This window comes from Staphylococcus sp. GDY8P119P (genome assembly GCF_017892075.1).
In the GTDB taxonomy this organism is placed as follows: domain Bacteria; phylum Bacillota; class Bacilli; order Staphylococcales; family Staphylococcaceae; genus Staphylococcus; species Staphylococcus ureilyticus.
In genome coordinates this window covers 799,066-813,245 of sequence record NZ_JAESKJ010000006.1, presented here as the reverse complement: position 1 = coordinate 813,245, position 14,180 = coordinate 799,066, and the positions used below count along the sequence as shown (strand labels likewise).

General features: G+C 33.3%; 15 protein-coding genes. 2 read left to right on the top strand and 13 right to left on the bottom strand.

All coding sequences use genetic code 11. The features are described from left to right. Nucleotides 1-101: 101 nt before the first annotated feature. Nucleotides 102-635 (bottom strand): thermonuclease NucI, encoded by a 534-nt coding sequence (gene nucI, locus KA830_RS08000; RefSeq protein WP_046208582.1) that lies wholly within the window; start codon nt 633-635, stop codon nt 102-104. A 177-nt stretch (nt 636-812) separates the two neighbouring features. On the opposite strand from nucI, the gene KA830_RS07995 reads away from it, so the two are divergent. Continuing rightward, nucleotides 813-1,004 carry a hypothetical protein gene (locus KA830_RS07995; RefSeq protein WP_046208583.1) on the top strand — a complete coding sequence of 64 codons (192 nt, stop codon included), beginning with the start codon at nt 813-815 and terminating at the stop codon, nt 1,002-1,004. 103 nt (nt 1,005-1,107) lie between these two features. Here KA830_RS07995 and KA830_RS07990 read toward each other — a convergent pair whose 3' ends face one another. The 6 genes from KA830_RS07990 to hflX all read right to left on the bottom strand — a co-directional run bounded on the left by KA830_RS07990 (nt 1,108) and on the right by hflX (nt 6,742). Next, the gene (locus KA830_RS07990; protein ID WP_046208584.1) at nt 1,108-1,656 is read right to left on the bottom strand and encodes a GNAT family N-acetyltransferase; all 549 of its coding nucleotides are present in this window, start codon (nt 1,654-1,656) and stop codon (nt 1,108-1,110) included. 131 nt (nt 1,657-1,787) lie between these two features. Further along, the gene (locus tag KA830_RS07985) at nt 1,788-1,988 is read right to left on the bottom strand and encodes a hypothetical protein (protein WP_046208585.1); all 201 of its coding nucleotides are present in this window, start codon (nt 1,986-1,988) and stop codon (nt 1,788-1,790) included. A gap of 310 nt (nt 1,989-2,298) precedes the next feature. Then, on the bottom strand, nt 2,299-3,639 hold the full coding sequence (gene glnA / locus KA830_RS07980) for a type I glutamate--ammonia ligase (protein WP_046208586.1): 1,341 nt from the start codon (nt 3,637-3,639) through the stop codon (nt 2,299-2,301). A gap of 21 nt (nt 3,640-3,660) precedes the next feature. Further along, nucleotides 3,661-4,029 (bottom strand): MerR family transcriptional regulator, encoded by a 369-nt coding sequence (locus KA830_RS07975; protein WP_073342234.1) that lies wholly within the window; start codon nt 4,027-4,029, stop codon nt 3,661-3,663. Nucleotides 4,030-4,271: 242 nt separating this feature from the next. Further along, complete coding sequence (locus KA830_RS07970; RefSeq protein WP_064209013.1) at nt 4,272-5,495, bottom strand: methionine gamma-lyase family protein; 1,224 nt, start codon at nt 5,493-5,495, stop codon at nt 4,272-4,274. A 14-nt stretch (nt 5,496-5,509) separates the two neighbouring features. Beyond that, a complete protein-coding gene (gene hflX / locus KA830_RS07965; RefSeq protein WP_046208588.1) occupies nt 5,510-6,742 on the bottom strand; it encodes a GTPase HflX in 1,233 nt (410 codons plus the stop codon). A gap of 103 nt (nt 6,743-6,845) precedes the next feature. Between hflX and KA830_RS07960 the strand changes: the two genes are divergently transcribed. After that, nucleotides 6,846-7,319, top strand: coding sequence for a glutathione peroxidase (locus KA830_RS07960; RefSeq protein ID WP_046208589.1), 474 nt, complete (start codon nt 6,846-6,848; stop codon nt 7,317-7,319). Nucleotides 7,320-7,405: 86 nt separating this feature from the next. On the opposite strand, the gene hfq is transcribed toward KA830_RS07960, so the two are convergent. The 6 genes from hfq to KA830_RS07930 all read right to left on the bottom strand — a co-directional run bounded on the left by hfq (nt 7,406) and on the right by KA830_RS07930 (nt 14,128). Further along, nucleotides 7,406-7,624 (bottom strand): RNA chaperone Hfq, encoded by a 219-nt coding sequence (hfq, locus tag KA830_RS07955; RefSeq protein ID WP_046208590.1) that lies wholly within the window; start codon nt 7,622-7,624, stop codon nt 7,406-7,408. Between the two features lies 1 nt (nt 7,625). After that, nucleotides 7,626-8,573: a tRNA (adenosine(37)-N6)-dimethylallyltransferase MiaA gene (gene miaA / locus KA830_RS07950; RefSeq protein WP_210134175.1), complete on the bottom strand. Its 948-nt coding sequence runs from the start codon at nt 8,571-8,573 to the stop codon at nt 7,626-7,628. A 15-nt stretch (nt 8,574-8,588) separates the two neighbouring features. Then, on the bottom strand, nt 8,589-9,530 hold the full coding sequence (locus KA830_RS07945; RefSeq protein ID WP_046208592.1) for an alpha/beta hydrolase: 942 nt from the start codon (nt 9,528-9,530) through the stop codon (nt 8,589-8,591). A gap of 278 nt (nt 9,531-9,808) precedes the next feature. Further along, nucleotides 9,809-11,482, bottom strand: a complete 1,674-nt coding sequence (locus tag KA830_RS07940; RefSeq protein ID WP_204180053.1) for a glycerol-3-phosphate dehydrogenase/oxidase — start codon at nt 11,480-11,482, stop codon at nt 9,809-9,811. A 147-nt stretch (nt 11,483-11,629) separates the two neighbouring features. Next, a complete protein-coding gene (gene glpK / locus KA830_RS07935; RefSeq protein ID WP_046208594.1) occupies nt 11,630-13,132 on the bottom strand; it encodes a glycerol kinase GlpK in 1,503 nt (500 codons plus the stop codon). Nucleotides 13,133-13,309: 177 nt separating this feature from the next. Next, a complete protein-coding gene (locus KA830_RS07930) occupies nt 13,310-14,128 on the bottom strand; it encodes an MIP/aquaporin family protein (protein WP_210134173.1) in 819 nt (272 codons plus the stop codon). Nucleotides 14,129-14,180 lie beyond the last annotated feature (52 nt).

Below are 14,180 nucleotides of genomic sequence, written 5' to 3'. Positions count from 1 at the left end.
GATTTAAATATAAAAGAGAGCTAATCCATTAGGGTAGCTCTCTTTTTTGAGTATGGTTATTTATGTACCAGCCTCATTTGCGTTTAAGCCATTTGAAATTTTTAACTCCAAATATTTTCTTTATTGCTTTTAGCCATCTGTTCTGCTTTTTCGAATAAGTCTCTATATTTTCCATTTGGTGAAAAATATTTTTCTCTTGCCAATCCTTTTTTCACTAACAATTCATTGAACATGGTTTCTTTATCTAACCATACATATGCTAATGTGCGCCCATAACGATCTTCTTTTTCTTTATCATATTCTAAAAAGACATCTTTATCGGTTAAATGTTCTTTTGAAAAATCAGATGCTTCCTTACCATATGGTTGTACAGGTGTATTTGGTTTAACAGTCTCTGGCGTGTCTACACCTATCAACCTTACTTTAATTTGTTCATGCTGACTATTGTTTGCTACTAGTGTGTCTCCATCAACCACACGCGCTACATGTACTTTCTCAGTTTGTTTTGGTCCAGTATGATTGTTATTGGAATCATTAGATGAAAAAGGACCAGTACCATTAATAAACTGAAATGCCAGTACACCTAGTACAACTATACTTATAATTAATGTCGTAATTTTCTTTGTTGATTTCATTGTTGCACCCACTTTTTTTGAATATACCAAATTATCATATAGAAAATTAAAGTTTACGTCAAGATGCTCATTCCAAAGAAAAATTACGCTTTTACAACAAATGAAACTATAATAGTTCTTTATTTTAACTCACTTAACAAATCGTGCTATAATACTAAGATGATAGGAGTGAACAACTTGAGTATATTTAAGGAGAACATGATTACAGTTATTGCGATTGTTATAGCAATCATAGTGGGATTAATATTACAGTACCAATATCAATTCCCACCTCTTGTATCTGCAGTTGTAGCAATATTTTTAGGCCTTTTTATTGGATTTATTGTCTTTCTCATTCAAGTGATTGTAACTAAAAACAAGAAAAAATAGTACCTTCTGCCGAGTGTTTAAATCGGCAGTTTTTTATTTAAGTTAACATAATATTGTTATTTTTATATATAGTAAAAAATAAGTTTTGCTTTAGAAGTTATATTTATAAAATCGCTCGGTTTAATGTTTTTTCTAATAACGTCCATGCTTCGTAATCTTTTTCATTTGAAAGGATTGGTCTAAACCCATAATTTAGATACATATTAACCGCTTGATAACTAGTGGTTTGAGAAGTTAAAAACGCTTGGTTATGATATTGAGATAGGCGATTCATTGCTTCAGATAATAAAGGTTTAGACAATTGCTTACCTTGATACTCTGGGAGTATCGCCACCCAATGAATGCGTCCGCAAATTTTACTATCTCTTGTTAAATTTCCATACCATGCTGTTGTAGTACCTATGACTTCACCTTTAGGATTTTCAAGAAACAAACATCTTTGTTCCATTTCATGCATATTTTGTCCGAATTCAGTGTTAAAATGTGTCAATGCTTGATCTGTAGTATCAAATTCATTTACTTTCATTTCTAAATTTGCCCATTTTACTTCTTCTCCTATTTTAAAATTTCGAATTTTATATCCAACAGGCAATTCATACTGTGGAATACTTTCTAAATTTTCTCTTATCATCTGTACTTTTAAATATTTCATACCTTAATCCCCTCACTCACAAGCCATTTGTCATCAGAAAAAGGTTGAGACATGATGTTCGTCTCAACCTCAATTAGTATAGTTTTCAATTCACTGAACCTTACTTGCATTATAAATTATAACGCTTGTATTTACTCTACTTCTTTTATAAATGTTAATATAGCATGAAACTCTTCTTCATTTGCTGAGAAAGCACGCTCTTCCACTTCACGAACGGTTGAATTGAGTAATTGATAATCCGCTACTTCTTCATCTTTTAAATATGCATTTATGCTACTTTCTAATTCTTTTAAGGAACTCGCTTTTAATGTACTTAGTTTTACTTCTTGCATGTAACTACAACCCCTTTTAATTATTTTTAATCATTTTAATAAGATTAAAAGTTATTTTTACTTAAAAAACTATAAATATGATATGTTTTTTCAAAACCCCTAATCTTATTTTCAAAAATTATATCACTTCATACATATTTTACATAGTTTTTTTATTCTTTAATAGTTCAAACAATGCTTATCGTCCCCAATTTCCACCCAAAAAGCTTTAATTAATACAAATAGGTGCTTAAAAAAGCAATCCAAATCACTTATGAGTAAGTGACTCGGATTGCTTGTATACCTAGTGTTTGCCCCTTTTGCTTAGCACCTAGTATTGTTTTAAATATTGCTCTCTTTCCCATTCAGAAACTTGAGTTCTATAATAATCCCATTCAATAGATTTTGAATTTATAAATTGATTATAAATGTGATTACCCAAAGCCTCTTTAATAGAATCATTATCTTTCATTGCTTTAATAGCAGTATATAATGTTGATGGTAAGTCTTGAATACCAACGGCTTCACGTTCTTCACGATTCATTTCATATATATTTTGATTTACTGGCTCAGGTACTTCTAATTTATTTTCAATACCATCTAAGCCCGCTTGTAAAATAGCCGCTAATGCTAAGTAAGGATTGGCTGCTGGATCTACTGAACGAACTTCTACACGTGTTGATAAACCACGTGAAGTTGGTACACGAATTAATGGCGAACGGTTTTTACCACTCCAAGCAATATAGCATGGTGCTTCATAACCTGGAACTAAACGTTTATAAGAATTAACCAATGGATTACATACACCAGTTAAACCTCGTGCATTTTTTAGAATACCTGCGATAAAATGATATGCATCTTTAGTCATTTCCATATCGCCTTCAGGATCGTAAAAGGCATTTTCTTTACCCTTGAAGAGTGACATATTGAAGTGCATGCCGCTTCCATTCACACCAAATAATGGTTTAGGCATAAATGTTGCATGAAGATTGTGTTGACGTGCAATTGTTTTAACAACTAATTTAAATGTTTGGATATTATCACACGCAGTGATAGCATCTGCATATTTAAAATCAATTTCATGTTGTCCTGGTGCCACTTCATGGTGACTTGCTTCAATATCAAAGCCCATGTCCTCTAATTCTAAAACAATATCACGACGACAATTTTCACCTAAATCTGTAGGCGCAAGGTCGAAGTAACCACCATTATCATTTAATTCTAATGTTGGTTCACCTTTTTCATCTAATTTAAACAAGAAGAATTCAGGTTCTGGTCCTAAATTAAGTTCACTAAACCCTAAATCTTGCATGTTTTTTAATACACGTTTCAAGTTTGCACGTGGGTCACCTTCAAACGGTGTGCCGTCTGTTTTATAAACATCGCAGATAAGACGAGCCACTTTGCCTTGACCTGCTGTCCATGGGAAAATAACCCATGTATCTAAATCTGGACATAAATACATATCTGATTCTTCAATACGGACGAAGCCTTCGATTGAAGATCCATCAAACATCATTTCATTGTCTAAAACTTTTTCTAATTGGCTTACTGGTACTTCCACGTTTTTAATAACACCTAAAATATCAGTGAATTGCAAACGTAGGTATCTGACATTTTCTTCCTTAGCGAACTTGTGTATGTCTTCCTTGGTAAATGTACGTTTTGCCATTATAAATGTCCCCCATTAATTTTATTTGATAAATCGAGATAAGTCACCACGATTTATCGGAATCGCTTCTCGTTGTGGTTTCTGTGTAGCATCAACAATCATTTGTTTTCTCGTTTCTTGTTCATCATCAGAAAGGTGATCTTGTTCGTCATTTAAAATCTGTTTAATACCTTTTAAATTAAAGCCTTTTTCTATCAATCTTTTTATCTCTAAAAGGCGTTCCAAATCGTTTAACGAAAAAAGTCGTTTATTTCCTTCTGACCTATGTGGTTTAATCAGTTCATGTGTCTCATAATAGCGAACTTGTCTAGCAGTTAGTTCACTTAATTTCGTAACAACACTCATAGAGAAGACCGGCATGCTTCGTCGTATCGTATCTTTTGACTCCAATCCAATCACCTCTATTTTTGAACTTGTATTTAATTTAGCATAATTCTTAAAGCAATTCAAAAATATGTCAGGTTTTCTAACATATACTTCAAACCATTGATTTAATTAACTTTATAATGCACTTCCTACATTTAATCGCAGAATTTTCCGAAATTTTTTCTATAATTAGAAATAGCCACATATGCATTTTAATTTGCTATTTGACCTAGCTATAAATACAATGTGGCCTCTCTTTAAATTTATTAAAATATTTTTTCAACAGCTCTTGTTACAGCTAATTTAACGTGTTCATACGTTAAGCCACCTTGAACATAAGCCTCATACGGTGGTCTTATAGGACCATCTGCTGATAATTCAATTGAAGAACCTTGAACAAACGTACCCGCAGCCATAATGACATCATCTTCATAACCCGGCATATAAGATGGTTCAGGACTAAAATGTGCGTTAATCGGTGAAGCTGCTTGAATACTTTGGCAAAATTGAATCATCTGTTCCTTCGTATCAAAAGTGACCGTTTGAATTAAATCCGTTCTAGGCACATCAAATCTTGGTGAGGTGTGCATATTCATTTGTTCTAGTAACAAACTCGTAAATAATGCACCTTTCAAACTTTGGCTCACAACATGAGGCGCTAAGAAAAATCCTTGATACATTTCTTGTAACGAATATAGTGAGGCACCAGCTTCTTTACCAATTCCTGGCGCAGTTAAACGGTATCCACATCTTTCCACCAATGTTTCATTTCCAACGATATAACCACCGATTTTAGCTAGCCCTCCACCAGGGTTTTTAATTAAGGAACCAGCCATTAAATCAGCGCCGCACTCTATAGGTTCTCGTTCTTCTACAAATTCACCATAGCAATTATCTACAAATATTATGATTTCAGGATATTGCGCTTTTATTTGTTGAATTGCACTTTCTATTTTTGTTAAATCTATGGATGGTCGTTGATCATAACCTTTCGAACGCTGAATAGCGATGACCTTAGTTTGTGGTGATATTTTAGTTAATACCTTATCAATATCGATTTCACCGTGCTTTAAGTCTACTTTATTATATATTACTCCGTGTTCTTTTAAACTTTCTATACCATTACCATTAATACCTATCACTTCTAATAATGTATCGTAAGGATCACCTGTAATATACATTAATTCATCCCCATATTTCAAAGTACTTTGTAAAGCAATTGTAATCGCATGCGTACCAGAAATAATCTGAGGGCGCACTAATGCGTCTTCCGCCTTAAATGCATGTGCATATACAGCTTCTAAATGATCTCGACCTATATCATCATATCCATAACCCGTTGTGCCAAGTAAGTCACTTTCGGATACTTTAACAGCGTGGAACGCGTCCAACACTTTTTCTTGATTGATATAAGCAATCTCTTCTATATTTTTAAAATAAGGTTCTAGTTTCGCTTCTGTATCTGCTATTAATTGTTTCATATTTTTCATCGTAATTCTTCTTCCTATTCTTTTTTAAACCCTTTTACAGTATATGTTGCATCTTTCTCATTAAATATGATTTCTGTGACGAGTGTATGTTGTTTCAAGAAATATAATCTATCAGCATCAGCACTTGAGACATTTTCTTCATAAAAAGTTAAAGCTGATTTAACTTGCTCTATAAGTAATTGTTTCACTTTGTCTTCATCTTCTTCATTTTTACTTGAAACAAAAACTGATGGTAAATGAGTTGTTGGCATAGTTCCTTCGTGTAAATCTTTTTTATTAAAAATAATAGCTTGAGGAATATGCCCCATATCTAAGTCACCTATGATTTGGTTTACTGTATCATACTGAACTCGATATTCAGGATGACTAGCATCCACAACATGTAATAGTAAATCTGCGCCTTTCGCCTCTTCTAAAGTGGATTTAAACGCAGCAATGAGTGTAGTTGGTAGTTTTTGAATAAAACCAACCGTATCAGATATGATTAGGTTAAATCCATCATTGATTTGAATTTGTCTTGTTTTAGGATCTAGCGTAGCAAAAAGCAAGTTTTTCTCATAAGTAGCTTCATTCGCCAATGCATTAAACCAAGATGATTTACCAGCGTTTGTATATCCAATAAGTGCTACTTGAAACACATTATTTTGTTCACGTTTGTTGCGATATCGCTCTCGATGTTCAACCACCGTTTCTAATTGATGTTTGATTTCATTCATACGTGTTCTAATATGACGACGATCCATTTCTAACTTAGTTTCACCTGGACCTCTCGTTCCGATGCCACCACCTAATCTTGATAAACTACGCCCATGACCTTGAAGTCTAGGTAATAAATAATCTAATTGCGCTAATTCTACCTGAAGCTTACCTTCTTTACTTCTTGCTCGAAGTGCAAATATCTCTAAAATCAGTTGTGTTCTGTCGATAATTTTAACGTTCAGATTACCATTTAATGTTTTTGACTGGGCTGTAGTCAATTCATCATTAGCAACAAGTACATCTATATCATTCATTTCTATATAAGCTTTTATGTCCTCTAATTTACCTTTTCCAACGTAATATTTATTATCAAAATGTTGTCTGTTCTGGGTAAATTCAGCTTGTACATTTAATTGGCATGTTTCAGACAATGAAGCTAATTCTTCCATTGTTGATTCAAAATCAAACACTTCATCGGTTTGAGCTTGTACGCCAACTAAAATCGCTGTCTCTAATTCTTTTTTAGTCGTATGTGTTTGTTGGCTCATAACATGCACCTCTTTCAAAGTTTTCTTTGCTATTTTATCATAGTGTTTATATAAAGACTATCTTCTCAAATTATGTTAAATTAATAATAAGAGGTGACATGATATGACTATATACGATATAGAAGTTCAAAAACCAAATGGCGAAACTTACAAGTTAGAAGAATATAAAAATAAAGTATTACTAATTGTCAATACTGCAAGTGAGTGTGGCTTCACACCACAATTTGAAGGACTACAACACTTATACGACAACTATAAAGATCAAGGATTTGTTGTGCTAGGTTTTCCATGTAACCAATTCGGAGGTCAAGAACCAGGTACGGGTGAAGAAGCTACTCAAAACTGTAAAATTAACTATGGCGTTTCTTTCCCAATGCACGAAAAAATTGATGTCAAAGGCGAAAATCAACACCCTTTATATCAATTTCTGACAGAACAACAAAATGGATTTTTCAATGAAAAAATCAAATGGAACTTCACCAAATTTTTAATCGATAGAGAAGGTAATGTAACTAATCGATATGCGCCACAGAAAAAACCGAGCCAAATTGAAGCTGATATTGAAGCGTTATTATAAATAAATTACTGATTTAAAGAAGAAAGCTACACTTGAGTGTAGCTTTCTTCTTTAAAAGTATGCAAAAATAAATTGTTTTTTTAATGTTATACTTCTTCTACTGCATCATCAAGTGTGAATGTACTGATAGCATGTTTATAAATAAGATGTTGCTTTCCTTGTGTTAATAAACAAACCAAATTGTCATCATAATCTTCGATAATACCTTTCATTTGAAAACCATTCACTAAAAATACGATAACTTTCGTTTGATCAGCCTTAAATTGTCCTAGGAATTTATCTTGGATGTTTTCTGTTGTATTCATGTTATGTTCTCCTTTTCTTTATTTGGACTGAAACTTCATCTAACATCAATGAAAGTGACATTATCTCTCTATCTAACCATACTACGTCGAGCTTGTTTTTGAACCAAGTCATTTGTCTTTTAGCATAATTTCTAGAATGCTTTTTCAATTTATTTGTTGCTTCGGCTAGACTAGCCTCATTTTTAATTACAGGTAACATCTCTTTATATCCGATAGCTTGCATACTTTGACAAGTCTCAAAACCATCTTCAACGAGTTGTTTCACTTCATTTAGTAATCCGCGTTCCAACATTATATCTACACGTTTATTAATTCTTTGATATAAAGTTTCGCGTGACATTTCTATCCCTATTAATAATGTATCATAATTTTCTGTATATTGTTGATTTTTCTTGCGTGAACTTAAAAGTTTTTTTGTTTTTAAATAATATTCAATCGCTCTACGTACCCTTTTACGATTATTTGGGTGAATAGTATCAGCTGAATCTTTATCTATCGAAGCTAAATAATCATGCAATACTTCATTTGATAATGAATCTAATTCATTTAGCGTATGGTCTACTTTAATTTGTTGTGCTTCAGATATCGTTTCATCTTCGAAAGCATAATTATAAATTAATGATTGGATATACAAACCTGTACCGCCTACGATGATAGGCATACGACCTCTAGCCGTAATTTCATCTATTAAATTTTGCGCTCTATTTTTAAAATCATACGCAGAAAATGTTTCATCAGGTTCAAGAATATCTATCATATGATGTGGAATATCCGCCATCTCTTCTCTATTTATTTTTGCTGTTCCAATATCCATATGTTTATAGACTTGCATAGAATCTCCGCTAATAATTTCACCATTAAATCTTTTAGCCAATTCGATGCTTAATTCTGTTTTACCAACAGCTGTTGGACCAACTAATGCAATTATAAAAGGTTTATCGCTCTGCACTTATATCAACTCTCTTTATGCTTTATCTACTCTGTTATATTTTTTTAAAATTTGTCTTTCTATCCAATCATACATATGTTGCCACGTAGTCGTAGCATCTTTTTCAAATAATACTTCATGTCTTTTATTTTTGTATAAATGTACTGTAATATGATGAATTTTACCCTTTTTATATAGTTTTCCTAAATGTCTAATCCCTTTTCCATAATTGCCTATCGCATCATCTTTTCCAGAAATTAGTAAAATAGGAAGATCTGACTTCATTTTTTTTATGTTTTTTAATTTGCTTGTCTGTAACATATACTTTACTGTTTCAAAAATCAGTTGATTTGAGACTAAAAATCCAGTAAAAGGGTCTTTTTCAAATTTTTCAACTTCTTGGTCATCGCTGGATAACCAATCATTTTTCGATTTGTTGTTTTCTATATTTTTATTGAAAGTTTTATACATTATTTGGTTTAACCATTTCAAACGACGTCTTTTACCAGTTATTAAAGTGATAAGTTTTAAAATTATTTGTACGCATTTCCCTAAAAACTTAGGGTATTGCATTGTTCCTGATAGAATCATGCCTTGTGCAACATCTGGATATTTTTGGGTGAAAATTCTAGCAATAATAGAACCCATTGAATGCCCCAATATAATATATGGCGTATGCACAGTATCTGAATACAACGTCTGTGCAATTTCAAAAGTATCATCTGCCACTTGCTCCATACTATCAATGTGACCACGTTCATATGATGCTATATCTTTACCATGCCCTCTATGGTTGTGTCGTAGTACATCATATCCTTGTTGGTTTAATGAATCAATAAGTGCATCATATCGATCCATATGTTCTGCCATGCCATGAAGTAAGTGTATAACACCAATCGTGTCTTTTTTCGCCTTATTCAATTTCACTTCTAAAGTCGTTCCATCTGCAACAGTGATTTTAAACTCATTTCCACTCATGTTTTACCCCCAAATCACGTTTCATTTCATTCATCATACATTATACAATATACCTTCAAAATACACTGTTTTCAAATACAATGCTATTCGGCTTATCACTTGTTACAGCGCTATTATTGATAAAATTAAATGCAAAACCTCATTAAAAATATAAAAACCCCTCCAAAGTCTACATTTTTTAATGTCTACTTTGAAGGGAAAGAACTATTGTTCAAAATTTAAATCTACTAACTCATTATTGGATAAAGATCAAATGTTAGATTCGGACAATATTTAATTTATTCTTTAACTGCAGGTTGATTATTACCTGTTTGTGCTTCATCAATTGCAGTTTGAAGTTCTTTTGTAAACAAGTCTTTTTGAATATCTGTGTAACCTAGTAATTCAGTCATTACATCAATAACTTGCTCTTTATAATTGAGAACGTCATCTATTTTGAAATAAAGTTTACCAGTACGACGAATAAAGAAATCTGTTGGACGATGAACCATTTCGTTTTGAATAGAATAAATCAATTCTGTATAAATATCTAATGGTAAACCAAATTCTTGATATTGTGCTGTTTGAGCAATTTTGAATAATTCTTCTACATTTGAACCATATTTCGTTGCAAAATGACGTGCTGTCGCATCATCTATTTGATAAGCTTTAGCATCTTCAACTTTTTTATCAATAAATTGATCAAAGTTTGCACTACCACCAACATCTCCACCAGAAATTGGTAAGTGTTTTGTAGCACATTTATCAAATTTCAAACCGTATTCTGATTTTAAGCGTTTAGATAAAAGGTCTACAATTTCTAATGCCATATGACGATAACCAGTTAATTTACCACCAGCAATTGTAAGTAGGCCTGATTTACCTTCCCAAACTTCATCTTTACGAGATATTTCTGATGGGTCTTTACCTTCTTCTAAAATTAATGGTCTTACGCCAGCCCATGATGACTCAATATCTTCATCAGCTACATTTACATCTGGGAACATATAGTTGATCGCATCAATTAAGTAATCTCTGTCTTCTTGTGTAGCTAATGGTGATGTTTTATCGTTATCGTAAAATGTATCTGTTGTACCTACGTATGCTTTACCTTCACGAGGAATCGCAAAAATCATACGTCCATCTTTTTCAGTATCAAAGTATACTGCTTGTCCTAATGGGAATTTTGATTGATCAATAACAATATGAACACCTTTTGTTAAACGTAATTGTTTGTTATTACGTGCATAATCACCACTACGTACTTCATCTACCCATGGGCCACTTGCATTGATTACTTTTTTAGCCTTAATTGGATAAGTCTCACCAGAAATTTGGTCTTCTGCATGAATACCGTTGACCTTTTCATTTGAATCATATGTGAAATGTACTGATTTCGTATGATTGATTACTGTGGCACCTTTTTCAGCTGCACGTTTCATGACTTCAATTGTTAAACGCGCATCATCTGTACGATATTCAACATAAGATCCGCCACCTTTTAATCCTGATTTTTTAACAAGTGGCTCTTTCGCTAACGTTTCTTTAGCATTTAACATTGTTTTACGTTCTGATTTTTTAACGCCTGCTAGTCTATCATACATTGCTAAGCCAATAGATGTAGTAAATTTACCCATAGAGCCACCTTTATGCATTGGCAATAGCATACGTTCAGGTGTCGTTACGTGAGGCCCATTTTCATATACAATTGCACGTTCACGTCCAGTTTCTGCTACAACGCCAACTTGCAATTGTTTCAAGTAACGCAAACCACCATGCACTAATTTTGTTGAACGTGAACTTGTACCTTGTGCAAAGTCTTGCATTTCTACTAACGCGACTTTCATACCTCTTTGTGTTGCATCTAATGCAATACCTGCACCAGTAATACCTCCACCGATAATGACAACATCAAAAGTATCATTTTTTAAATCTTGCTTAATCTGTTCTCTTTTCAAAGTTGATAAACTCATAAAATCTAGCGCCTCCTAGTAGTAATAAAAAAAGAGAGACCTATCCCATACATATATAATTGTACGAACAGTGTCTCTCAATTCTCATCTCGATAATATTAACTTACCCTTATTATAGCATAAGAAACTTAGATAAGTCTAATTCTTTTATTCTTCGTCTAACTTAAAGACTTGAGTGGCCTCTACAGCTTTTTTCCAGCCTTTGTATAATTTATTTCTTTCTTTTTCTTCCATATCTGGATTAAATTCTTTTTCAAGTTTCCAACGGTTAGCAATTTCATCTTTACTATCCCAGAAACCTACAGCTAAACCAGCTAAATAAGCGGCACCTAAAGCTGTTGTTTCGTTAATTTCTGGACGTTCCACACTCACGTTTAATAGGTCTGATTGGAATTGCATAATAAAGTTATTTTTAACAGCACCACCGTCGACACGTAGGTTATTTACTGTAATATCAGAATCTTTTTCCATTGCTTCAAGCACATCACGTGTTTGATAACACAATGATTCTAATGTAGCACGAATAAAGTGTTCTTTTTCAGTACCACGCGTTAAACCAAAGATTGCTCCACGTGCATCAGCATCCCAATATGGTGTTCCTAAACCTACGAATGCTGGCACAACATAAACACCTTCCGTAGATTCTACACGTTCCGCGTAATTTTCTGATTGTGGTGCAGAATTAATCATTCTCAATCCATCTCTCAACCATTGAATAGCTGATCCTGAAACAAAGATAGAACCTTCAAGTGCATAATTAACTTTTCCGTCTAGTCCATAGGCAATTGTTGTTAATAATCCACTTTCAGATGCTACAGCTTCTTCACCAGTGTTCATCAGCATAAAGCCACCTGTACCGTAAGTGTTTTTTACATCTCCACGTTCAAAGCATGCTTGACCAAATAATGCTGCCTGTTGGTCACCTGCAATACCAGCAATTGGAATTTCTTGTCCGAAGAAATGATAATCAATGGTATTTGCATAAACTTCACTAGATTCTTTAACCTCAGGTAACATAGTATTTGGAATTTCTAATATATCCAATAATTCTTGGTCCCATTCTAAATCATGGATATTATAAATCAACGTACGGCTTGCATTCGTATAATCTGTAATATGAGCTTTACCACCAGATAATTTCCACACTAGCCAAGAATCAATAGTACCGAATAATAAATCTCCATTATCAGCTTTCTCTCTAGCACCTTCCACATTATCTAGAATCCATTTAACTTTTGTTCCAGCAAAATATGGATCTAGTAAAAGACCTGTTTTTTCTCTAAATTTATCTTCTAAACCTTGTTCTTTTAATTCTTGACAGATGCCTTGAGTTTGACGAGATTGCCAAACAATCGCATGATACACTGGTCTTGATGTTTTCTTATCCCATACTACCGTAGTTTCACGTTGGTTTGTAATACCAATACCAGCTATTTGATCTGCACCGATGTTTTCTTCATTTAAAACTTCCGCCATAACAGCTAAAACGGACGTCCAAATTTCATTGGCATCATGTTCTACCCAGCCTGATTTTGGAAAATATTGTTTGAATTCACGCTGTGCAACTCCTTTAATTTTTCCATCTTGATCAAATAGAATTGCTCTCGAACTCGTAGTGCCTTGGTCGATTGACAAAATATATTTTTCCATAATGATTAGCTCCCTCTTCAAATGTTCGTAATACGAATTACATATGTAATTCACATTGATATATATATTTCTCTGTACCCAATTTTTATTAGTTCACTCAACTAATAATTTTATATTAATACAATGACAATAATATCTAGTTATATTTTAACGTAAATACACTTAAATTAAACGTAATTAATATATAGTTTCTATACCTTTAGCATTTTTCGCTTTATTTAACGTTACGCCTAAAACAAGTGTGATAATTAATAATACGATAGCAACTACCGACATTGTATCAAATGCACCTTTGTAAAATAATCTGTAAATCACTGCACCAATCATACCACCAGTTACAGGCCCTAACACAGGTACAATTGCATATGACCAATTAGAATCACCTTTACCTGCGATTGGTAAAATCGCATGTGCAATACGTGGACCTAAATCACGAGCTGGGTTAATTGCATAACCTGTTGGCCCACCTAGACTTAATCCAATTGCAACGATTAAACTACCGACAATTAATGGATTTAAACCATCAGCAATTTTGTTCATACCAATGAATAAAAGCCCCATTGTTAAAATACCTGTACCAATAATTTCACTCATGAAGTTTGCAAAATAGTTTTTAATGGCAGGTGCTGTAGAAAATACAGCTAATTTTGTGCCTTGGTCTTCTGTGGCTTTCCATTGTGCTAAATACATTAACCAAACTAATGCACCACCAACGATACCACCTAGAATTTGACAGATAATATAGCCTGGCACCATAGCCCAACTAATGGCACCATCCATGGCAAATGCTAAAGTAACTGCAGGATTTAAATGTGCACCTGAAATATTACCTACCGCGTACACTCCCATAGTAACTGCTAATCCCCAACCTGTAGCAATAACAATCCAATCTGCGCCATTCCCATTACTTCTTTTTAAGTTGACGTTCGCAACAACGCCTCCTCCAAATAGTATAAGTATTGCTGTTCCCAAAAATTCAGCAAAATATTCACTCATAAAGACTCCTCCTAAAATAAGACAGGGAGACCCCTACAATTATATCCAGTTG